20 protein-coding genes and 3 pseudogenes are annotated in these 21633 nt (G+C 49.0%); 5 read left to right on the top strand and 18 right to left on the bottom strand.

Annotated elements, in window-relative coordinates; genetic code table 11:
- Positions 1–192, top strand: a pseudogene (locus FBQ85_03525) (DNA topoisomerase IV subunit B).
- Here FBQ85_03525 and FBQ85_03520 read toward each other — a convergent pair.
- The 9 genes and pseudogenes from FBQ85_03520 to FBQ85_03480 all read right to left on the bottom strand — a co-directional run bounded on the left by FBQ85_03520 (position 115) and on the right by FBQ85_03480 (position 7140).
- A pseudogene (locus tag FBQ85_03520) lies at positions 115–1062 on the bottom strand (cation-translocating P-type ATPase). The pseudogenes FBQ85_03525 and FBQ85_03520 overlap by 78 nt on opposite strands.
- Before the next feature lie 191 nt (positions 1063–1253).
- Complete coding sequence (locus FBQ85_03515; protein MDL1874226.1) at positions 1254–1808, bottom strand: HdeD family acid-resistance protein; 555 nt, start codon at positions 1806–1808, stop codon at positions 1254–1256.
- A gap of 49 nt (positions 1809–1857) precedes the next feature.
- Positions 1858–2769, bottom strand: coding sequence for a serine protease (locus tag FBQ85_03510; protein ID MDL1874225.1), 912 nt, complete (start codon positions 2767–2769; stop codon positions 1858–1860).
- 99 nt (positions 2770–2868) lie between these two features.
- Positions 2869–3411: a ferritin-like domain-containing protein gene (locus FBQ85_03505; protein MDL1874224.1), complete on the bottom strand. Its 543-nt coding sequence runs from the start codon at positions 3409–3411 to the stop codon at positions 2869–2871.
- 176 nt (positions 3412–3587) lie between these two features.
- Complete coding sequence (locus FBQ85_03500) at positions 3588–4673, bottom strand: site-2 protease family protein (GenBank protein ID MDL1874223.1); 1086 nt, start codon at positions 4671–4673, stop codon at positions 3588–3590.
- A gap of 23 nt (positions 4674–4696) precedes the next feature.
- Positions 4697–5257: an ATP-binding protein gene (locus tag FBQ85_03495; protein MDL1874222.1), complete on the bottom strand. Its 561-nt coding sequence runs from the start codon at positions 5255–5257 to the stop codon at positions 4697–4699.
- 102 nt (positions 5258–5359) lie between these two features.
- Positions 5360–6160 carry a DUF1269 domain-containing protein gene (locus FBQ85_03490; GenBank protein ID MDL1874221.1) on the bottom strand — a complete coding sequence of 267 codons (801 nt, stop codon included), beginning with the start codon at positions 6158–6160 and terminating at the stop codon, positions 5360–5362.
- A gap of 93 nt (positions 6161–6253) precedes the next feature.
- Positions 6254–6736 (bottom strand): DoxX family protein, encoded by a 483-nt coding sequence (locus FBQ85_03485; protein ID MDL1874220.1) that lies wholly within the window; start codon positions 6734–6736, stop codon positions 6254–6256.
- Positions 6715–7140, bottom strand: a complete 426-nt coding sequence (locus FBQ85_03480) for a hypothetical protein (protein MDL1874219.1) — start codon at positions 7138–7140, stop codon at positions 6715–6717. Before FBQ85_03480 ends, FBQ85_03485 begins: the two co-directional genes overlap by 22 nt.
- 761 nt (positions 7141–7901) lie before the next feature.
- Here FBQ85_03480 and FBQ85_03475 point away from each other — a divergent pair.
- From FBQ85_03475 to FBQ85_03460, 4 genes are all read left to right on the top strand, one after another.
- The gene (locus FBQ85_03475; GenBank protein ID MDL1874218.1) at positions 7902–8045 is read left to right on the top strand and encodes a helix-turn-helix transcriptional regulator; all 144 of its coding nucleotides are present in this window, start codon (positions 7902–7904) and stop codon (positions 8043–8045) included.
- Between the two features lie 361 nt (positions 8046–8406).
- Positions 8407–8904, top strand: a complete 498-nt coding sequence (locus tag FBQ85_03470) for a hypothetical protein (protein ID MDL1874217.1) — start codon at positions 8407–8409, stop codon at positions 8902–8904.
- The gene (locus FBQ85_03465; protein MDL1874216.1) at positions 8901–10940 is read left to right on the top strand and encodes a hypothetical protein; all 2040 of its coding nucleotides are present in this window, start codon (positions 8901–8903) and stop codon (positions 10938–10940) included. The genes FBQ85_03470 and FBQ85_03465 overlap by 4 nt, the downstream gene beginning before the upstream one ends.
- A 13-nt stretch (positions 10941–10953) precedes the next feature.
- Positions 10954–15612, top strand: a complete 4659-nt coding sequence (locus tag FBQ85_03460; protein ID MDL1874215.1) for a DEAD/DEAH box helicase — start codon at positions 10954–10956, stop codon at positions 15610–15612.
- A 124-nt stretch (positions 15613–15736) separates the two neighbouring features.
- On the opposite strand, the gene FBQ85_03455 is transcribed toward FBQ85_03460, so the two are convergent.
- The 9 genes and pseudogenes from FBQ85_03455 to FBQ85_03415 all read right to left on the bottom strand — a co-directional run bounded on the left by FBQ85_03455 (position 15737) and on the right by FBQ85_03415 (position 21208).
- Entirely contained in the window at positions 15737–15958 is a 222-nt protein-coding gene (locus tag FBQ85_03455) for a DUF2283 domain-containing protein (protein ID MDL1874214.1), read from the bottom strand.
- Positions 15959–15962: 4 nt separating this feature from the next.
- Entirely contained in the window at positions 15963–16223 is a 261-nt protein-coding gene (locus tag FBQ85_03450) for a DUF4258 domain-containing protein (protein MDL1874213.1), read from the bottom strand.
- 152 nt (positions 16224–16375) lie between these two features.
- On the bottom strand, positions 16376–16819 hold the full coding sequence (locus FBQ85_03445; GenBank protein MDL1874212.1) for a hypothetical protein: 444 nt from the start codon (positions 16817–16819) through the stop codon (positions 16376–16378).
- A gap of 53 nt (positions 16820–16872) precedes the next feature.
- Positions 16873–17193: a UPF0175 family protein gene (locus tag FBQ85_03440; protein MDL1874211.1), complete on the bottom strand. Its 321-nt coding sequence runs from the start codon at positions 17191–17193 to the stop codon at positions 16873–16875.
- Positions 17194–17279: 86 nt separating this feature from the next.
- Positions 17280–17732: an adenylate/guanylate cyclase domain-containing protein gene (locus FBQ85_03435; GenBank protein MDL1874210.1), complete on the bottom strand. Its 453-nt coding sequence runs from the start codon at positions 17730–17732 to the stop codon at positions 17280–17282.
- A gap of 115 nt (positions 17733–17847) precedes the next feature.
- Positions 17848–18006: pseudogene (locus FBQ85_03430) on the bottom strand (HNH endonuclease).
- Positions 17999–18415 carry an STAS/SEC14 domain-containing protein gene (locus FBQ85_03425; GenBank protein ID MDL1874209.1) on the bottom strand — a complete coding sequence of 139 codons (417 nt, stop codon included), beginning with the start codon at positions 18413–18415 and terminating at the stop codon, positions 17999–18001. Before FBQ85_03425 ends, FBQ85_03430 begins: the two are co-directional and overlap by 8 nt.
- A gap of 244 nt (positions 18416–18659) precedes the next feature.
- On the bottom strand, positions 18660–19673 hold the full coding sequence (locus FBQ85_03420; protein MDL1874208.1) for a cytochrome C biogenesis protein CycH: 1014 nt from the start codon (positions 19671–19673) through the stop codon (positions 18660–18662).
- A 92-nt stretch (positions 19674–19765) separates the two neighbouring features.
- A complete protein-coding gene (locus FBQ85_03415) occupies positions 19766–21208 on the bottom strand; it encodes a PAS domain S-box protein (GenBank protein MDL1874207.1) in 1443 nt (480 codons plus the stop codon).
- Positions 21209–21633 lie beyond the last annotated feature (425 nt).

Here is a 21633-nt window from a genome sequence, read left to right as displayed (position 1 = left end):
CACAAGATCGTGTTGATGGCCGACGCCGATGTCGACGGTCAGCACATCTCCACGCTGCTGCTGACCCTGTTGTTCCGGTTCATGAAACCGCTGGTCGAGCATGGCCACATCTTCTTGGCGCAGCCTCCGCTGTACAAGCTCAAGTGGCAGCGTCAGGAACCGGAGTTCGCCTACTCCGACCGCGAGCGCGACGCCGAGGATGAGCACGTCGAAAATTCCAGCGAAGCCGCGCACGTCTTCAACGAGGATTATCGTTGCAATCATCACGACGGCGATGACAACGACGATGATGCCGAGCAGTTTGCCGACGCGATCGAGTTCCTTTTGCAGCGGCGTGGTTTCTTCCGGAGCTTGCTTCAGCATCCCGGCAATGCGCCCCATTTGGGTGTGCATTCCGGTTGCCACCACCACCGCGCGTCCGCGGCCGTAAGTGGCGGCGGTGCCGCTGAAGACCATATTGTCGCGGTCGCCGAGTCCGACTTCTTGCGCAATCGGCAGCGTATCTTTCGACACCGGCAAGCTTTCACCGGTCAGCGCGGCTTCGCCGGTTTGCAGCGCGGTTTCTTGAATCAACCGGCCGTCCGCCGGAATCGTATCGCCCTCTTCAATGAGGATGATATCGCCCGGCACAAGCTCGGTTGCCGGAATACTCTGCCGCTCGCCGTCGCGGATGACGTTGGCATGCGCCGCCGACATTTGGCGCAACGCCGCCACCGCATCTTCCGCGCGTGATTGCTGAATGTAACCCATGATGGCGTTGAGCAGCACGACGGCGAAGATCGCCATGGCTTCATAAGGCAGCGCCGATTCGCGCTCGTACAACCACAACACGGTCGAAATCACTGTCGCGATGAGCAGCAGGATGACAAGCACGTCTTTAAACTGTGCGAGGAATTTCCTCCACGCTGGCACCGGCTTCTCTGCCGTCAGCTCGTTTTTGCCGTATGTTTCGAGCCGCGCCCGCGCTTCCTCTTTGCTCAAGCCGCGCCGCGCATCCGTGTCGAACGCGGTCAATACTTCTTCAACCGGTTGTTGATAAGGATTTGCTTGATTTTGCCGCATCGTCAGCGCTGATCTAAAATTTGACTTTCATAGTTGTGATTTCTTCGTTGATGAGGCGCAAAACCGGAGGTTCAGTTTACCCGAACCTCCGGTTAGTTTTACTTTAGTCCGATGATCTTGCGTCGCCCGCTAAACACACGAAACATACTAAAAAGCTTTTTTGTTCCCGGGCAAAATTCAAATGTGCCTCATCAGACCGCGGCTGGCTTGAGCTGTCGCAGTCCGCGCAAACGGAACGAAAGCACAATCATGATGATTCCGAACACCAGCGTGTAGGCGCCGATCAGCCACACCATCGTCAGCGCGCCCGCGGCCGGATTCAAAAAGAGCCAGATGCCGAAGATGATCGAGAGAACGCCGCCAAGAATCAGCATCCACTCATTGGTCAATTCTTTGCGCAATTGAATCGCCGTCACGATCTCGAAGAGGCCTCGGACGACGGCCCACGACGCGATCAGAATGAGCAGCCAAAATGCGGTGATGCCGGGAAAAATAAACGTCAGCACGCCGGCGATGATGCCGAACAGTCCGGCAAAGATCATCCACCACGCGCGGGCGCGCCCAGCGACAAAGATTGCGGTGACGCCATCCACCAGGGCATAAGCGCCGTAGAGAAAAACCAGCGCCACCAACGTCAGCCCCGGCCATACGAAGGCCAAAATGCCGAACAACACGGCGCCAATGCCGCGTAGCAACAGCACCCACCAATGGCTTGCAAAAGCGTTGAGAAGAGGAAAGTTAGTCATGGGTTCTCCTTTCGGTTGAGTTTTGAGGTGATTATCTTTTAGCGAAATGTTAGCGTTCATCGTTCCGCCTTTGTGGCGAAACTTGAGACAGGCACTCTTTCGCCTTTCTGTATCCCAATTCAATCATCTCGGTTGCCCGGTCAAACTCCAATGTCCGGCACGCGTTCCTGGCAATTTCTATTACTACATCCGGTGGATATGCGGCAAGCTTTTGGCGGGCTATGGCACTCTGCATCGTGTCAAAAGCCTGCATGGCGATATCGTACGCTCCCCAATCTCGACTGCTGCCACTTGTCCCGGATTGTTGGAGACGTGTTATAAAGCGATTGATCTTTTCACGGACCGGAGATGAAGGGTCAACTGAAGCCGTACTCACGGAAGCCGGCTCTTTACGATCATCTGGGGAGCCGCCCAGATTTACAGCAATAGTTAAATCAGTTTCATCCCCAAATGTCGGCGCAATGGGCACAGGATTCAAGATCCCGCCATCAACAAGATCGACCCCTTTGTACTTGAATGGCGTGAAGAGAAGGGGTATTGCGAAAGACGCTCTCATGGCATCAAAAAGACTGCCTGACTTTATCCATACTTCTTTCTGGTTGACGATGTCAGCGGCAACAGCCGTATATGAAAACGGGAGATCTTCGATTCGTTTCTTTCCAACTAGTTTGATCAAAGTATTAATAATTTTGTCGCCTCTCACCAGTCCGCTCTTTTCCCACGAAAGATCCAGTAGGGTGAATATGTCGATTTTAGTTACGGAACGTACCCATTGCTCATACTCATTCAATTTTCCGGCAGCATATACTCCTCCAATTACTGCTCCTATTGAGCAACCGGCTATTGACGCGATTTTAAAATCATTTTCTTCAAGCCAATGAATGACGCCAATATGCGCCAAACCTCGCGCGCCCCCGCTTCCAAGAACGAGTGACACGGTCTTCATATTCGTTGTTGACATAATTTCACCAAATGCCTTTCATTTCAAATCGATCTTGCAGCCGCGCGCTTGCCGGCTGCAATGCACAATTCGGTTATGGAAAAATCTAGAATCTCAGGCCTAGCTTTGCACCGGCAATGGATTCAAGCGCGTGATGATATCCATCAACTCCCGGCGATGTATTTGTTCCTCGTCCGCGATCTGTGTCAGTAAGGGCGTCCAATTTTCATGTCCGGCCTCTTTGGCCAGATGCGCCGCTTCCAGATATTGGATGTAATCATCTTTTTCTCTTTCCAAAATTTGCAGCAGATCGAGCGTCGAGGGGGAAGTTTTGCTCTCGCGCTCTTTGCGCAAATTGGCGGCGCGTTCCGAGGGCTCGCCGCCCAGCTCGCGGATTTTTGCCGCCAGCAATTCGGCATGCTCTTGTTCGCGCGCGGCAATGTCCAGCAGCTTCCGGCGTAATTGCGCATAAGGAACGTGGCCGCTTTCTTTTTGTAAAACCTCGCTGGTCTGCCGCTCTTCTAAATAATCACGTTGCAATGCTTCCAGAAGTGTTTTTTCCGCGCGCTGTTTCGGATCGAGCAAGGCGGTCAATTTTTCCCAGCCTTGCTCCAGCTTTTTCTCTAATTCGCTCATAATAATTGTAGGTTTGGTTTTCAACATCCTTTTCCTGCTTCTTCCCAACGCGGACGAGCCGCAACCAAAAAGATAATCTCCAACCGATAGAAGAACCCAACGGATAAAGCTTTTTCAGTTGGGTTCTTCTATCCGTTGGAAAAAGTCTTTGCTTTTTTTTGCAAAGATATCACTTGTAAAGATTAAGACTGTATTCCCCAATCTCATGCCCGCGCCCCTCGCAGCGCCGCCTGCACCATCAAAAATTCGCCGACGTTATCCATCGTAAGGATGCCCGCGAGCTGGCCGTTGCGCACGAGCGGCAGCGAATGGCAGCGACTCGCATTCAATCGCGCAAAAACAGTTTCCAACATCTCGTTCGGGTCGGCGGTCTCAAATTGGCGCTGCATGGCGTCTTCGACCCGGCCGTTTGGGCCGCGCTGCGAGAGCGCTTTCAGCAAATCGTTGCGCGTGAGCACGCCCACCACGCGCCCTTGCTCCACCACCGGAAAGTCTTGTTGAAAACCAGCCAGAATATGGTCAACCGCCCGTTCCAAAGAATCCGCGGGCGCCAGCGTGCGAAAGTCCTTGATCATCGCGGCCTGGACCGGAATGCCGCCGAGCGCCGATTTCATTTGCACCATGCTCGCTTCTTGCGAGGCGCCCATCCACACAAAAAGCGCGATGAACACCAGGAAGGGATTGTAAAACAAGCCGATGAATCCAAACAGAAGCGCCATGCCTTGTCCGACGTGGGCGGCGATTTGCGTTGCACGCACATAGTCCATGCGCATGGCCAACAACGCGCGCAGCACGCGGCCGCCGTCCATCGGAAACGCCGGCAGGAGATTGAACGCCGCCAGCGAGACGTTGACCCACAGCAACTTTTCCCAAAAGTTCCCACTCACCATGCTAAGGTTGCTCAACGATGGCGGCCCGGAAGTTAACCCAATGGCGATGTACAACACCGCCGCTAAAACCACGTTGACCGCCGGTCCGGCCAGCGCCACCCACAACTCCTGTTTGGGATCATCCGGCATGCGCTCCAAACGCGCGACGCCGCCGATCGGCAGCAGGGTAATGTCGCGCGTCTGAATGCCGAAGCGTTTAGCGGTGAGCGCGTGTCCCAGCTCGTGGAGCACGACAATTCCGAACAGCGCCAGCAAGAACGCCACGCCGTTGATCATCATCGCGATGCTCTGCCCGGCGAGATAATAGCTCAACGCCACCCAGCCGAGCAGCAGCAAAAACGTCGCGTGCACGTAAATGCCGATGCCGGCAATTTCACCGAGTTTAAAAGACCATTTCATTTCAAGTCTCCTTTCCTTATTTATTAATGAATCGTCCGGCAGCGCGGAGATATGCGGTATTTCACCAGCCGGACTTGCGTTCCTATTCCGCTTTCAAAGGCAAAATGAACTTCATCCATCAGCATCTTCATCATCAGAATGCCGCGCCCGCCGGCTTGCAGCTTTGAAAGGAGCGCCTTGGCATCCTGCTTTTCGAGCTGCTTGGGATCAAAGCCTTGACCTTGATCTTTCACCACTACCGCCAGTTTTTGATGGTCGATGGTTATCCGAAGATGCAGCGGCTTGGCCACGTCATTTGCATGGGCATGTTTAATTGTATTGACGCAGGCCTCCTCAACGGCAATCTCGATCTCCATTACCGCCGTTTCGTCAAAGCCGGCTTTTTGAGCGATGGTCGCAAGGAAGCTGCGAATCGGCTCCAGATTTTCAGTATGGCTCGGAGTTGTCAGCTCATAAACTTTCTCGGCCTCGGCCAAATCCATCACTGTTTTTGGGTGGTGGCTGGACATGCTCGCCAAAACTTCTGCGGAGGCGTGACTTGCATTCACCGCGAGAGCCTTGTAGGTATTTTGATTTTGCAACATCGCATTTTCCTCGCAAAGTACATCGCCACTTTCATGTTTAAAGAAACGGGAAGTCTTGAACGGACCTCAACTACCGAAGACTTCCCGTTTTTAGGCGCGACGCTAAAGTGCCAATGCCTCCTTGGCAAGTCGTCCAGCTTCCTGGAGCTTGGCGTGACGTGCCTCGAGGTCAGCCTTTACTTCGGCGATGCGCTTCTCAATCTTTGCCTTCTGCCGGTCGCTCGCCTGCTTGAGCTGTCCCTGCAGGGCGGTGATCTTCGCCTCGGCTTCGCGCTTTGCTTGATCGATTTGGCCTTTGGCCTGGTCCTGCATCACCTGGGCCTTATTCTTCGCCTCGTCGATCTGCGCCTGGATCGCGGCCTTGTTCTCAGCGTTTGCCTGAGCCAGCTCCTCCTTGAGCTGCTTCACTTCAGCCTTGAACGCAGCGGATTCCCGCGCCAGTTGGTCCTCGACGACCTCGGAGCGCAGGCGTCGGAAAACCATGCCACCCAGTTTCCTGACTCGTGCGTCAACGGGCTCCGTCCAGCTCTCTTCCACATCGGCCAGGACCGCCGCCTTGCCAGAGCCGAGGGCGTTCGAGACCTCGTCCACGAATTGGACGTCGATGCCCGACTTGTTCAGATCAGAGATCAAGCCTGTCAGGCTACCTATCGACGCTCCCACGGCCAGTCCGACCGGACCCGCCAGCAATCCCACCATGCTGCCGACCAACATGCCGAGGCCGGCGCCGATGGGCCCCTGCTCGACGACCTGCTTCACGCTCACCTTGCCCGAGGCATCTTTCACGAGGACCGCCGTTGCGTACACCGTGATGTCCCCATCCTTGTGGAGTCCCTTGAGCGCGCTGAGGCCCTCAAAAGCCACCGTCTCGCTGTCGAAGACTGCGACCATCATCTTGTTCATCTCAGTTTCTCCTTTCGGTTGTGTGTTGACGGATTGGTTGTGCCATAAGCCGCTTCCGTCATTCGCAGCCTACGGACTTGATTGTCTGGTTCTCTACGCGATCACTGCTTCTCTATGTTGCAGGCGCCGTGTGCGTTGCTCTGAATGTGTTTTCTGCCGTCCGTCCAAGCTCAACGGGCCAGCGCCAAAGTAAGAGATGAGAAGCGCAGCACCCAGCATGGAAAGATTCTTCATGAACATCACCTGATGCATCTGCGCCAGCATGCTATCCTGTATGGCCCAGAAGTTGTGCGTCATCACCGTGACCGGCACGAGGAACAATACCAGCAGCCACGCGCCCCATTTGGCTTTATAACCGAGGGCGATGCTGAGTCCTCCCAAGAGCGCGATCACTCCGGAGAGCGGAACTGCAATCGCAGCCAATGGGATTCCCTGCGCTGCTCCGTGCTCGATCGCCTGCTTCGAAAAATTGCTGATGCCGCCAATCACGAAGATTAATGAGAATAGAATTCTTCCGACCAATACAATGTACTTCACGGTTGTAACCTCCTTTTTTAGTTTCTCGAGGGAGACAATCGGTCTGCTTCTTTTTCAGTGAGCAGTTTCCGGATCATGTTCTCGACCTCAACGCGCGGAAAAGTGCCCGCCAGCGACTCAACCAGTTTTCCATCTTGAAAAAATAGAATCGTCGGGCTGATAAAAATCCGAAAGCGTTCGGCCACTTTCGGGTTTTCACGCGTATTGATGCGGCAGAACTTCACCCGCTGGCCATACAGTTCGTCCAGTTTCGCCAAGCCCGGTTCGATGAGATAGCGATTGCTGTAATTCTCATCGTAAAATATGATCAACACCATTCTGCCCGGAGCAACAAGCTCAGCGTCGAAATTTCGGTCTGTCAATGCCTTTGATGCCATACAATCATTACCAAGTTGATTTCCACCGGCTGACTTTGTTAAACTCTCGCCGTATTGGATATTCAATTGGTGTACCAATTGGATTTTGGCAAGGCTTGCAGCTTATGTAAGCATCTTTGCTTACATGGTGTTGCGGGGTAGATAAAGAAGGGAGGAAAAGGTGAGAAGGCAGCGGGGTTTTTATGAAATATCAGAAATTTTATGACCTCTCATAACGCAGGAATTTGCCATGAAACCAGTTATCAGTGCATTGGAGAAGCCGTAGAAAAAGTTTAACGACCAGCGTTCACCTCATTGTCAAACAGAAATGCATCTTTGGTTTTCTCCAATTGTTTGCCGGTAACGCGAGTGAATTTGTTTTCTTTACCGGATACAATTTAAGTTTGAGCTTACCATGAACAAACGGGATTCGGATGAAGTGTCGAAAATGGCATCTGAAGCGGAGGGGTTGCGGAATGAAGCGTTTTTTTCATTTCGAGCACGGCTCGACTGAGCTCGCCGAAGTCTATGCCAGTGCGAAAAGGATTCTTCCCGAAGGGGCATTCGGCCAGAATGACCTGGAAGAGGTTGGCTGAATAGTTGCTAAATAATAATCGGTGGGATCAAAAAGGTGATAGCTCAATCGTTCCTACTTTTTGCCTAATTCTCTCGGCAGCTAAGAAATCACCCCGTCGGTGAAGGCTTAGCGCCAGCGCACCCGCACCAAGACCTGGCTATCGAAACGCTCATTGGGATTCACCAGCGCCAAGCTTTTACCCACCAACAACATTAAAGAATCCCCTGCAGTTCCAAAAGCAGATTCGGCTCCCCAAGAAACCCGCCGGCTGATGTTCGGCGAGAGTTTCGACGCAGCAAGTGTTGCCTATCGCGTGGGGTACGGTGATGCTTCGCACTTCACTCGGGAGTACAAAAGGCTCTTCGGCCTACCGCCGGTGCGTGATGTGGAACGGCTGTGCGAAGCCGCTAGGTAAGCGCTGGCCGCGGAGCCGTTTAGAAATTGAAATCGAGCGGTTTCATCCATTCGATTCACTGAAATTAAAATTAAACCCAAGTCGCAACAGGGGCTTTCATGAGCAAGCCAAAAAGCGCCGCTTGATGTCAATGCCAGCCTAAACCTCCCTTCAGATATTTAAAAATTAAAGATTTCCCTTGCAAATATCCTCCGCGAATCAATCGTGCGCTGGTATACTAATTTTGAGTATTGACTTGTCGAGAGGCGCTTCTGAAACCCAACGGGCTCAACGTTCAATTTTTAAAATTGTTTTCAGCCGACTGAGCCTATCTTAGTTTATGGCTCTTCATTTTGGGGTTTCGTAATAATTGAGTTCAACAATGAATATCAATCGTTTAGCTTTTTTTGATATTATAGCATTGGAAGATGACAAAGTTTTCCGCGCTGGTATTTTGCTCACAAAGCCAGATACCGTTCCACTTGAATTTCATCTGACTGATTGTGTTCGCCCTACGACAGCGCAAAAGATACTTTATGGCGCTATTTTTGAGCGCCACTTGAAGGTTGAAGTTTTTGGCAAACCTTTGTTGGAGGCTCTAACAGAAAAACCAGATGCGGTAATTACCAAAGAACTGGAGATCTTTCAGTATGTGGAAGGCGCTCTTGATTATCCAGTCGTTTTGATATCATCAAAAAACGATATTCAAAGCATTTCGGAAAATCACAACGGTTATATTGCGGAACTCAAGAAAATTTCGCAAAAGCAAAATCTCTTTGAACCATTTGAGCGCATCCAAAAGGTGATTCTTCAAGTGCATAGCCGAGAGCTGAATCAACAATCCGTCAAAGACACGACCAAACCACCTCAATCCTCATGAAGGAGTTGATGCATAGGCTCTTTCCTTTTGCAAAGCCGGAAGTTCATCGCGTGCTTGTACCCAGGATCGGTGCGCGTTGTTTGAAAGTCACTTGGCCCACTGGCGAACAGCAGCAAAAGATTGCACCCGTGGAAAGCGAACTTGCCATAACACCCACCATTAGACGGCTGAATATGAAGGCCGTTACCTTTGAGAGCTTGTCCGTTTTTTTATCGAGTTGTCATCTTTTGTCCCCACAGATTGATGCCATCCCAATTGAGTCAATTAATTGTGCCACTGTCAAAGCCGGTCACGAACTTAGCACTCCTTCTATTTTTAGCTATGTAAATCCATGGAGAATCAATATTTTTCGAGCCGACAGATTCAAACTGAAGCACGCGGCAGTCCAGCGTTTGTCGCCTGATGAGTTCAAAGGTCTTGGGTTAACCATAATATGCCACAAATTCACCTCCACATTTGTCACACCAGCCGTGTTTTCCTGCGTGGATCGGACTAATGGAATTATCAGCGCACAAGTCAATCAGATCAATTCAAATGAAATCGTTGTGAACGGGGGTGTCGCGCGATCCTTTGAAAGCCATCTTCACGAGAGCACAACCGTCCAGATCGAATCTGTTTTGCAAATGCCGCACTGTTGGATACTTGAGGCTTCGGAGTTATCAGCCACTTTAATCAAATTTGAGAAGCTCAGTAGCACCAAGATTAAGACAAGAATCCAAATTGTCAATATCAAGATTGCTTCGGCGATTCAAAGTTGGCGAGATTTTGCTCCACTATTTACACTGAAAATCTTTAATCGCACGAATGCCATCCTGCCACCAGCCCTTTGCGAGCGATATGGCATTTCGTGGCGATTTTTCCATGAAAATGGCGACGAGTGTTCGACGTTTAACATTTCGCGAAAGATTATTTGGTTTAAGTTATCAGATGAAGGCCTGAATCGGGGGCGTTTGGCGAAACGTGTAACTGCTGGAATCAATCTTTTAGTCGTTCCCGCAAATTGGGAATGCTTGAATCTCACCTCCTCTTGTTTTGTATTTCAAGAACAAGAATTCCTTACAATTGATCAGTGGCACGGTTATTTGATCCATGTCGATCAAAATCAAACAGATTTTCCACGATTTAAAACTGCTAGGGGAGTTGAAATAACATGCAATTGGTTTAGCTTTGATCAGCATTCAATTCCTCTACATCATTTACATCATTTTGAACCTCATCGACTTCGGTGGGGGATAACGAATAAACACGCCGACGAAACAAGAATTGATTGGCAGAACAAACCGATTGAAATTGAAGAATCACGCTTTGCAGCTACTTCAGCAGAAGTACTTTGGGTACATATACCAAAGACAACCCATGTCAATTCAGTTCATGCTGGTTTCAAACCTCGAAAACTTCGTCGCAAAAAAGGAAAATTCCCAATTGCCCTACGAGAATTTTGTGATGCTGAAGAGCTCCGTGAAAATGGTGCAATCTTCTATTTATGGATTAGGGATTCGAAGCGCGAACACAAGGTTGCTGCGCTTAGAATCAAAACGAAGGCTTGGCACTGCAAAATCTCTGGTTGCTCATTTGCGTCGCCAGATTCACACGAAGCGGAATCTCATTTCAGAAAGACCCACTCTACACATGGCTACAGGGTTTTGCCTTATACTGAAGCACAAAAAAGAGGCTTATACGGGCATGAATTCCCTAAAAAAATTTATCAGTGTGGGTATAATCTTCACCATTTCGTCAATGCCACTTCATTTGCAGACAATCCCACCAGCACGATCATCTATCATATCCAACATGAATGCGTGGATGCACGAACACAAGCCCACGGCGGCTACTCTCAAATACGTTTTCGCGTCGTTGAAGATACGGAAGAAATTCGCTCAGTTCACATATCCAATCTCCCGATCTGGGTCGAATGTCTCTACTGCCATAACTTTTACAAGAAGTTTGAAAGTATTTTGGAAGAAAACATCTTTGCCCATTTGTTGCAACCACATCGAAACGAAATTTTTGAATGGAATGACTTCACCTTAAAATAGTCTCGGGTCGAAAATGAATCCTTATATTCTTGCTGAAAAAGTTGAAGAGAAATATCTGCAATATCTCAAGACCATGTTCTATTTCAAAGATGACGGCTTGCGCAGATCATTTGAGGAAACGCTTGATGCTGGCCATCTTTCCAATGGTCCTTACTTAGAAGCTACGCCGATTTTCAAGAGAGCAAAGAATACAACCGAGTTATTCACAGAAACTCTCGGGGTTGAGCCGGAACAAGGCTTCATGCAGGCAGTGGAGGGCGAACGCCAGTTGTATTGCCATCAAGAAAATTCAATCCGTTTTACGGCGCTAGGCAAGAATGTCGTTATTGCTACGGGGACAGGCAGCGGAAAAACCGAGGCCTTCTTATTGCCTATTTTGCTTCATCTTTATAAAGAATTTGTGTCTGGCCAGTTAGGAAACGGCATACGCGCGCTCATTCTTTATCCGATGAATGCTTTGGCGTTTGACCAACGTGAACGTTTAGGAGAAATTTGTAGAAAACTGGAAGCGTATCATTCGAGATTTAGATTTACTTTTGGCCAATATGTCGGTGATACTCCCGAAGACCGCAATGATCAGTATCGAAATGCCCGCGAAGCCTGGGATAATAGATTGCCAGGTGAATTGGTATTTCGCGAACAAATGCGCGCCACCCCACCTCATATCTTGTTGACGAATTATTCGATGCTAGAATTCATGTTACTTCGTCCTCACGATAGTCCACTTTTTGATAACGGCAACGCCCAATGGTGGAAATTCATCGTGTTGGATGAAGCACATCAGTACCGTGGCACGAAAGGCATGGAGATGGGTATGTTGCTCCGCCGCCTGAAGCAACGTTTGAGTGAAGGAGGACGTCGAGATGGATTTCAATGTATTGCGACTAGTGCAACTTTGGCAAGTGATAGCAAAGATGTTGGCCGTGTTGCACAATTTGCGCAGGACTTGTTTGGGGAAACATTTGAGCCCGAACATATCATTAGAGGAAAATTTGAAGAATTAACAGGGGAAAGTCGATATACGCTTTTACTCGAAGACTATAAACTGTTGGAAAGTGCACGGCCAAATTCGGTTACAGAACTGAAGGTAAAATTATCGTCGCTTGCTTCACAGCATGGGATCGATTTGGCCGAGGCTCGTAAGTGGGAAGAGGCTATTTACATTATTCTTCACAACGATTCTCGCACAACTAAGCTACGTGAACAAGTGACGGGGAAAGCAATAAAGGTTGAGGATGTCGCGTCAAAAATTTTCCCAGAACTCGAGGAACAGAAACAAGTTGAAGCTTTAGTTCGGCTCATTCGTCTATTGGCTGCTGCGCAGAATCCAGTTGATGGCTCGCCTCTGTTGACGGCCCGCTTCCATTTTTTCCTGTGCTCATTGGAGGGTGCATATCTATCGCTTGCGAGCACAAAGGATCAACCCGTCACGCAAAAAATTTTACTGGATCGGACGAGTGTGCAGCAAGGGCACGCCTTTTTCGAAATCGCAATTTGTCGGGAATGTGGACAGCATTATCTTGTTGGCAAAGTAAGCAAAAGTAGGTTGAGCGAAGCCATACGTGATCCTGGAGATATCGATTTTGGCGCCAATTTTTTCCGTCCTGTTGATATTTCACTTGTCGAGCAAAACGACGAAGATGAATTCAACCGGAACAATCTGCATCAGCTTTGTTTGGCTTGTGGCGCAATTTCGCGACATCCCACGCGCCCAGTTTGTAACCATACGACAATCATATTTGTTGAACAGCAAGAAGCTTCCAAAAAACACCCAGATCAGATTTCGAAGTGCGCAGCCTGCGGTTATCAAGCTGCGGACCCCGTACGCGAAATCGTGCATGGCTCAGATGGCCCCAACGCTGTCATTGCCACAGCTCTCGTGCAAAATTTGCCATTAGAAAAAAAGAAAGTTTTGGCATTTGCCGATAGCCGACAACAGGCTGCTTTTTTTGCCTGGTATCTTGACGATAGTTATCAAGGCCTCCTTTCACGTGTCTTGATCTTGCATGCACTCAGGAAGCTTGATTCTGCTGGTTCAGTCACTTTTAACGAGCTTGCAAGTGTTTTGTCTAATAGATACGAAGAACAGCGCTTATTCAGGGAAACTACAGGCGACATCGAGCGAACAAATAAAATATGGAAACAAATCTACTCAGAATTTTTAGCTGAAGAAACGAATCAATCTTTGGAAGGTGTTGGCCTAATTCGTTATGTCATGAAATGGCCCTCTTGGTTTAAGGTTGAAAGTTTTTTGAATGATTTGCCATGGCATTTATCCGACTCGGAAAAGTTCACTCTACTGGAAACTTTACTGAATTTCGTTCGGCTTGATAAAGCTGTAAACCTAAACCTGCCACCGCTCGTCAATTTAAATTGGAAAGATCTCGGGCTGCAATCGCCACAAATGAAAGTTCGTATTGGCGAACCAGGAAGCCAACATTTCGTCCGTAGCTGGGATGGCCTCAGAGGGAGAAGAGCGCGCTGGATGGCTAAAATCTTCGAGCATGCCGGAATGGAAAAATCTGCTGCGCGAATAAAAGCGGGTGAGGCCTTGCGCGCTGTGTGGCAATCATTCTCAGAAACAGATAACAAGGCCCGATCTTCACATGAAGCCATTTTTCATGAGATCACCGACGCAAAACGTTTGAATCCTGATTGGTGGCGCATTCAATTGCTGACGAACGAGGACACGATCTATCGCTGTCTCGTCTGTGGCAGATTGCAGCATGTGGCAGTAAAAAACATCTGCAACCGTAGCAATTGCCATGGGCAGCTTGTCGCGATTAGAATGTCCGAACTGGAATCCAATCATTATCGCAATTTGTATATCGAATTACAGCCAGAGATTCTACGTGTCGAAGAACATACCGCACAATTGGCAAAAGTGACCGCGCGTGAATATCAGCGCGATTTTCGTAACAACAAAATTCAGGTGTTGAGCTGCTCGACCACCTTTGAGCTGGGAGTTGATTTGGGCGATCTTGACACAATCTTTCTGCGCAATGTTCCGCCCGAATCTTTCAATTATGCCCAACGCGTTGGCCGTGCTGGACGACGTGTAGGCAACATCGGGTTTGCAGTAACATACTGCCGCCGAAATGCCCATGATCTTTATCATTTCGACCATCCCGATCGTATGATATCCGGTAAAGTGAGTCCACCAGTGATTGCGAAAAACAACCCCAAAATCACGATAAGACACTTGACCGCGGCTGCGCTATCCTTTTTCCTCAGAGCTTTTCCGAATCGATTCAAAAACGTCGAAGCATTCTTTGCCGATTTACAAAATCCATCGGCAGTGAAAGATTTCGAGGAATATCTTCAAAAAGACCAAGGCAAGATTCTTTCCTCTTTAAGAGCGATCATTAAAGACGACGAGCAAAGCCGCCTTTTAGGACTGGAGGACGGCACATGGATTCAGCACTTGATTTCCGCTGCTTTGAAGGGAGCTGAAGAGAGAGTAGCAACAGATTTCAAGATCATCAAACAATTTCAAGACGAATCAAAACAATCAAATCAATTTCGTAGCGCGGAATGGGCGCAGAAACGTGCCAATACAATTGCGAAGGAAGATGTTTTGAGTTTTCTTTCACGCGCCGTTGTAATTCCCAAATACGGTTTCCCTGTGGATGTGGTTGAGCTCGATACCCATTCTGTTAGCAACAATACCGGAAGTGAAACCGTCATACTGCAGCGCGATCTTTCCATCGCTATTGCTGAATTCGCACCGACGAGTAAGTTGGTGGCCAATAAATTCGAATGGGAATCCTATGCTTTGAAAAAAGTTGCAGAAAAAGAATGGGCGCGATGGCATTACGCCAAATGCGCCAAACATAACCAATTTGATCGTTGGCAAACTGGCCAGAATCCCAGCTTTACCAAATGTTGCCGTGGTATGACCACGAGGCTTTACGTCGTGCCGCAATTCGGTTTTCTGACGAAAAACAAACGTCCGGACAAGCCGCGGCGCAAAACTGAACGAATCTTCTCGACTCGACCTTATTTCGTGGGTTTCAAAAACACTAGCCAGCAAACTATAAAATATGGCGCCATCGAGTTGACCAAAACATCGCCAGGCGAAATGGTGGTTTTATGCGAGGGTTACAAAGGGCAAGGATTTTACGTTTGTCCAAAGTGTGGCGCGGGGTTTCGTGAAATGACGAGAGCAGAAATCGAGAACGGACACGAAGATTTCTTAGGCAGAAAATGCCGTTGCCGACCGGAAAGATTTCTTTCGTTGGGACATGATTTTGTGACTGATGTTCTGAAAATCATATTTTGGAAAGCTCATAATTCGGATATTGAACCTCAATGGTTCGCTTTCACTCTTGCTTATGCCATTTTAGAAGGAGCGGCGAAGGTGCTCGAAGTACCCTCTAATGAACTCAATGTAACCGTCAATGCTTACGATATGCAAGCTAGCTTTCCGTCTATCATCTTATACGACAATGTCCCAGGTGGTGCTGGCTTGGTGGCACGATTAGAATTTAAAGAGATGCTTCGTGCTTGTATCGAAGCCGCAGCGGAGCGCGTAAATGGTTACTGTGGTTGTGCATCTGAAACCACTTGCTATGGATGTTTAAGAAATTATAGGAATCAGTTTGCCCATGCCTATATGCAGCGGGGAGCGGTTTATTCATATTTGTTGGAATTGTTACAAGAACTTGAGTGAGGACTGGACTACTTGCTTGCTTTTTTCGTGTGTCCAAGTCTGGCTTCACTGGGCTATTGCTACCAAGTTTGCTCCTTCGACGGCGTGAGGAATGAACCCTACGGACACAGACTGTTGTCCTCAGTTAAGCCGCTGGCGCCAACGCAATGTTTTCCAAAAGAAGCGGAGGCAACTGGCCTTGTCCCAAAACTTCTTTGGCGTCAAGAATCTCAATGCCAATTAAGCGTTCGCCGGCACCGATATTTAATGCGACCTCTTCGTTCAGCCGAACCGTGCGGCATTCATGATTTCCTTCAATCAGGCGAATATACAACGCATCGACTTCGGGATCATAACTGATTTTCATTGATCTATCTCTCAAAAGTAAAAAGTGTAAACGGTAATGACCACGATCTCCCGCGCTTTTCTTTGATCACTCGCGCGACCTGCTTGATCGCATAGTCGTTGCCCTGCCAAGATCGGCCATAAGGAAAGTTGAAACGGCACTGTTCCCCGCCTTTCTTCGCCGGCTCGCGCGACCCGTGTTGAATGGCCTGGCGTACCTCGGCTTCTTTTGTTCCGCGCTCTTTACATTGATCACGAGCATGTTGTGTCAAACGAATCGGTTTCATGAATTGAAAAATCCTTGAGTCGCTTTCGATCCGTAAGCCTCATTTGTCGAATGGCAACTGCCACTTGCTCCACGCTCATGGGCAAGCCAATAACTGAATTGGCCATGGTTTTCTCCGTTAAATTTTGTTATAAAATGGTTTTGGTGGATTGATCATCGGAGGATCTCATCTTTGCCCTTGATCACCATGCCAGGTTCGCTCCGTTCCATATCTTCCATAATTTTTTGGACCTCGTCTTTCGAGCAGTGACCGGCTTTCCAAAGTTGGCGCAGGATACGCTTGAGATCAAGAGCAAGAACATTATTGGCTATGCAAAAATTATGTGCACGTTTGTCATTGGTAAGAAATTTATTGCCCGTGCGATTGAGGCAAATGGCTATTCCCTCTTTTTCGCCGGCGTTCAATGCTTTCGGCAGGGTGGGAATCAAGCGCTTCTCCTCGTCCATGAGCGCAATAGGCAGAAACTGTGTTCCGGCAGTCAAAGCATCAATGATCGGTTGAAGAAATTGCAAACCTTTTTGCAGGCCAAGCTTGATTTCCTTTTGAACGGCAGGTGGGAGATGGAGAGATGGCGTCTCCGCAACGGCAAACAGCAAATCCAGCCGCTGAATCCGCGCGAACGTTGAGAGAATGCTGGTATCTGCAATGATCATTGCTCTTTGCTAAAGAACCGCGCGATATCCCTATCCATCGCTTCGGCAGACTCAGCTTCTATAATAATAGGAATGTGGCGCTGGTGCAAAATATCTTGAAATTCCCAGCGGTCGATGCCGGCAATTTCAGCGGCGCGGCCAAGGGAAACCTCATCGGCTCGGAACAACTCGATGGCAAGCTCCAGCCGGAGTGCCTTATTGTTGAGCAAGAGATTGCGAAGCGCATCGGAAATGACCTCATCATGGTTTTGATAGAGGCCGGTTCGAACCAGCGCGTCGATCTCCGTGTTGGCATGAGTTGGTTGTGGTTGAATCATCGGCATTTTCCAAGCTTGTGCATGTGTTTTTCAATCGCAAACTTTAATAGTAAAAATTAGCAAACTTTTCTCTAAAAAGCAAGCCATCACTCTATGCCGGTGATCGAATACTGCTTGCGAAGCGAGGAGCCGACATTGCCCGCTACCACTTCACCGGCGTGAATGCCGATTCCCACTCTGGTCGGTGGGATATTCCCGTTGTCGTTTTCCTGTTTGAGCCGAGCAATGATTGCAAGCGCAGCCTCAACGACATTGCGACAGTCATTTCCGAAAGAGAGCGGCGCCCCAAAAGTCGACGTGAAGCTGTCACCCAAGAATTGATTGATAATGCCGTGGTGGCCGTTGATGATGTCAATCATAAAGCCGAAAACGGCGTTCTGATAAGCGATAATTTCTTCCGGTGTGTGCATCGCGGCGAAAGGGGTGAAATTCCTAATGTCCAAAAACATGATGCAAACCGACCGCTTCTGAATGATCGGGTCCGGCTTCTGCTTCAGCAGCGCGTCGACAATCTCCGGTGAGACCTGCTGGCCAAACAAATTGATGATCTCGTTGCGCTCGGCGATGGTCTTGAAAGAGCTCAAGACGTGTTGTTTGCCTGAACCGGACAGCAGTGATCCCGAACAATATAGCAAAAATTCAAACTAATTTCAACTATTCGAAGGGCGGGTGCTCTCCCATTGCATAAAGCATCCTCCGCAGATTGACCAGATTTTGCCGATTTAATTGCAAAGCTTCAATTGTCGCGCGCCCTATCGAAGTCAAACCCGCTATGTGAGTATAGTCGTCGCTCCAACGAAAATGATCATGCCATAGCAGGAGGGCGAATATCCAATTCTTTCATGAGAGCTTTTAGTGAAGTCCCTCTAAGATTCGCCAACTCGGCAAGATATTTAACGCGTTCGACATCAAACTGTTCAATCCGGTCAATCAAAGCCAGCAATTCTTGATGCTCATCCGGCGTGATCTTTTCGGCTTTGCGCTTGCTATTTAGCTTCCTAAAACGTTGTTGAATATCAGGCGGCGGTCCCTGATTGATTCTCATGAGCAATTCGGTTTCAGTTTTTGACAAATTAGGAGCTCGACGCCGAGCTCGCAACGCTATGACTCGAAAGACAAATTGATCCAATTCAGGCAAATTTAATTGACTGACGTATTTCAACAATTCATCAAAAGAAGGCGCACGGACATACGCAGCTACCGGCTCTGCAACTTTACCGATTTGATCAACGGAGGCTGATTCTGCCGTTGGATATTGCCGGACAGTCGAGCCACGCTTGCGGGAATGATTCTGTTCCATAGTCTTTTTAAAGTTGAATCGTTAGTTCAAAATATAATCAACGCTTGTTATAAATCCAACTTCTTTTTCATCGCCGATTCCCACTCTGGTCGGCGGGATATTCCCGTTGTCGTTTTCCTGTTTGAGCCGAGCAATGATTGCAAGCGTTTTTATCGTATGTCATCATTCATTGGTCGCCGATGAGATTGATGATAAGGTCGATCATTACGTCTTTCTGCTTCGGATTGCTCTCCGCAACCAACAGCGTCAGGGCAACAAGGGCGTTGTCGTTGATCTTGCGCTCCCCGTCAGGAGCCAAGAGAAGATTATTCTTTTCCAAAAACCAGATGAACATCAGGGAGGCGACGCGCTTGTTGCCGTCAACAAACGGATGGTCTTTGATGATGAAGTACAGAAGGTTCGCCGCTTTTTCTTCAACACTCGGATAGAGATCTGAACCTCCAAATGTTTGTTCAATACTGCCAAGAATTCCTTTCAGTGCGCCTCGTTCCCTTTCTCTCCCAAACAGATCGCCGGCCTCTTCCCGCTCCATCAGGTTTTTCTTTAGTTGAGCGATGGCCTGCTTTGCATTCTCTTCATCGATGCGGAATCGGACATTGCGATGCAGTTCTTTGGTTTGAAGCGTCCCCGAATCGTACTGATGCAGAAGCAGCCATGAGCGCGTGTACTCGGTAATCACGGTCAGCAGGCCGGCCGTTTCCGATGCCGACAACTGCTTTGTCGACTTTGCCTTCTCGACCAACGCTACTGCCGCTTCCAACTCCTTTAGTCGTTGCTTGTTGTCCTGAAGACGTTTCTCATTGAGCGTAAAGCCTCTGACAAGATGATCACGAAGGACTGTAGTCGCCCATATCCGAAACCGCGTAGCCCTCGGAGAATTGATTCTATAACCGAGAGAGAGGATGGCATCGAGATTATAGAATTTGGTGCTATAGGTTTTTCCATCGCGGGCAGTATGTTCCAAAATGGAACTAACTGAGCGCTCTTGCAACTCTTTACTTTTAAAGATATTACGCAGATGCTTAGTGATCGCCGGCCGTTGCGTGCCAAAGAGAGAGGCAATCTGCTTCTGTGTCAGCCACACAGTTTCATCCTGCAGCCGAACATCGATGGCAGTCAGCCCATCTTCGGTCTTGTAAATGACGATTTCGCCTTTTTGTTCTTGAATTACTTTCGGCATAGCTTACCCCTTCGTAGTTTACAATGACTTCAATCCGAGTTATATCGTTCAAGCTGTTTCATTTCTTCGATGGCCTCTAGAAATGCTCTCCATCAGTGATTTTCATCGACGTGCTGCCCACGTGATACTCGCTCAATCCCCAATTTCTTCATGCGGGAAACCAAAGTTTGGGGATTGATTCCGAGAATTTGCGCGGCGCCATCCGGACCACTTACCCGCCAGTGGGTGAAGTCCAGAACTTTCAAAATGTGAGCGCGTTCCAATTCAGTTAAAGTGCGAAGCTGTTTTTCCTCTTCTGTCTGGGATTCGCCATGAAACCAATTGCCGATTTCAAGCTGATGGCCACGACAAAGGATCACGCTTCGTTCAATGATATTTTCCAGCTCACGGATATTGCCCGGCCAACTGTAATTCTCCAGTGTTGACAATGCGCTGCGGGAGATGACGTTGATTTCCCGTCCAATCTTCTTGGCGTATTCCCGGACAAAATAATCTACCAGGAGAGGAATATCTTCCCGTCTTTCTCTGAGTGGCGGGACCTGGATTGGAAAAACGTTCAGGCGATAAAACAGGTCTTCGCGGAAGGTCTTTTCGGCGACGGCCTTTTCCAAGTTGCGGTTGGTTGCGGCAATGATGCGCACATCGGTGTGCAGCGTTTGGGTGCCGCCGAGACGATCAAATTCACCGCTCTGGATTACCCGCAGTAATTTGACCTGCATCTCAACCGGCAGCTCGCCGATTTCATCAAGAAAGATCGTACCGCCGTTTGCCAGCTCGAAGCGGCCAACCTTGGATTTCAACGCGCCGGTGAAGGCGCCCTTTTCATGGCCGAAAAGCTCGCTTTCGATCAGCGTGGCTGGAAGCGCTGCACAGTTGACCTTAACCAAAGGGCGGTCGTGACGCATGCTAATGTTATGGATCGCGCGCGCGATCAGCTCCTTGCCCGTTCCCGTCTCGCCCAGAATAAGAACAGTGGCGTCCGTCTCCGCGACGTGCTCGACCGCGTGCAGCACCTCTTGAATCCGCTGGCTCTTGCCAATAATCGCCTCAAAATTGTGCGTGAGCTTGATCTCCTGCTGCAAATAAACATTTTCCTCTTGCAGGCGATTTTTTAACTGCTCTATTTCATGGAAGGCTTGCTTGAGAGCCGCATCAGCCTTCCGGCGTTCGGTAATGTCGCGCGCAAACCAGCAAAAATATTCCTGATTTTCGAATTTGACCAGACTGCCCGTGACTTCAACCGGAAGCTGTCGACCGTCCCTGGTCTCGATGGTTCGCTCGAATCTTATGATGCCATGCTGCCTGAGATTCTCCCGAAGTTCCTCGACGGAGGCCGGATCGAGTCCAAAGCCAAGCTCTGGCGGCTTTTTGCCGACCATCTCCTCCGGGGCATAACCAAGCATTCGGCAGGCTGCTTCGTTGACGCGATGCAGCGTATCTTCGGAATCGATCCAGAGAATCGCATCAGGATCCTTTTCGATGGTAAAGTGGGAAAGGAGCATGGTCCTTTCCAACGCTTTGGAGATTTCCATCATTGATTCCTGCCTTCAGAATTTTTCAGCAATTGTTCCGGATTTTTAGGGTACAATTTATGCGAGGAATAGTGAGTCAAGATTTTGAATCGCGCGGACGGTGGACGTTGAGTCAAGTTAACAGGAGTGCTCGCAGTCGCACGCGTCAATGTCAATCAACTCCATAGAGACATTTACACCGCCACGCACACTGCACCTCTCAATAAAGCATGAAAAGCCTGTGACACAAGCGATTTCTTTTTGTTTTTGGGGAATCGGTTCGACCGGTTTAGGACGCGGAGAGATTATCGCAAACGGATAATCCTCATGAATGCGTGTTCTACCCCAAGCCCGGGCGCGCAATGCCTCTTTTCTGCGCCCGCGCTTCTTCGTGCGTATTGGAGACCTCATCCAGGAACTGGAATGCTTTGCATTGGCTGTCGTTCCAC

Source organism: Cytophagia bacterium CHB2, assembly GCA_030263535.1.
Lineage (GTDB): Bacteria > Zhuqueibacterota > Zhuqueibacteria > Zhuqueibacterales > Zhuqueibacteraceae > Coneutiohabitans.
This window is presented reverse-complemented; position numbering and strand designations above follow the sequence as displayed.

Excerpts from the sequence above, each read along its gene's own strand:
- FBQ85_03515 (MDL1874226.1), bottom strand. The coding sequence starts at position 1,808 with ATGACTAACTTTCCTCTTCTCAACGCTTTTGCAAGCCATTGGTGGGTG.
- FBQ85_03510 (MDL1874225.1), bottom strand. The coding sequence starts at position 2,769 with ATGTCAACAACGAATATGAAGACCGTGTCACTCGTTCTTGGAAGCGGG.
- FBQ85_03505 (MDL1874224.1), bottom strand. The coding sequence starts at position 3,411 with ATGTTGAAAACCAAACCTACAATTATTATGAGCGAATTAGAGAAAAAG.
- FBQ85_03500 (MDL1874223.1), bottom strand. The coding sequence starts at position 4,673 with ATGAAATGGTCTTTTAAACTCGGTGAAATTGCCGGCATCGGCATTTAC.
- FBQ85_03495 (MDL1874222.1), bottom strand. The coding sequence starts at position 5,257 with ATGTTGCAAAATCAAAATACCTACAAGGCTCTCGCGGTGAATGCAAGT.
- FBQ85_03490 (MDL1874221.1), bottom strand. The coding sequence starts at position 6,160 with ATGAACAAGATGATGGTCGCAGTCTTCGACAGCGAGACGGTGGCTTTT.
- FBQ85_03475 (MDL1874218.1), top strand. The coding sequence starts at position 7,902 with ATGTTCGGCGAGAGTTTCGACGCAGCAAGTGTTGCCTATCGCGTGGGG.
- FBQ85_03470 (MDL1874217.1), top strand. The coding sequence starts at position 8,407 with ATGAATATCAATCGTTTAGCTTTTTTTGATATTATAGCATTGGAAGAT.
- FBQ85_03465 (MDL1874216.1), top strand. The coding sequence starts at position 8,901 with ATGAAGGAGTTGATGCATAGGCTCTTTCCTTTTGCAAAGCCGGAAGTT.
- FBQ85_03460 (MDL1874215.1), top strand. The coding sequence starts at position 10,954 with ATGAATCCTTATATTCTTGCTGAAAAAGTTGAAGAGAAATATCTGCAA.
- FBQ85_03455 (MDL1874214.1), bottom strand. The coding sequence starts at position 15,958 with ATGAAAATCAGTTATGATCCCGAAGTCGATGCGTTGTATATTCGCCTG.
- FBQ85_03450 (MDL1874213.1), bottom strand. The coding sequence starts at position 16,223 with ATGAAACCGATTCGTTTGACACAACATGCTCGTGATCAATGTAAAGAG.
- FBQ85_03440 (MDL1874211.1), bottom strand. The coding sequence starts at position 17,193 with ATGATTCAACCACAACCAACTCATGCCAACACGGAGATCGACGCGCTG.
- FBQ85_03420 (MDL1874208.1), bottom strand. The coding sequence starts at position 19,673 with ATGCCGAAAGTAATTCAAGAACAAAAAGGCGAAATCGTCATTTACAAG.
- FBQ85_03415 (MDL1874207.1), bottom strand. The coding sequence starts at position 21,208 with ATGATGGAAATCTCCAAAGCGTTGGAAAGGACCATGCTCCTTTCCCAC.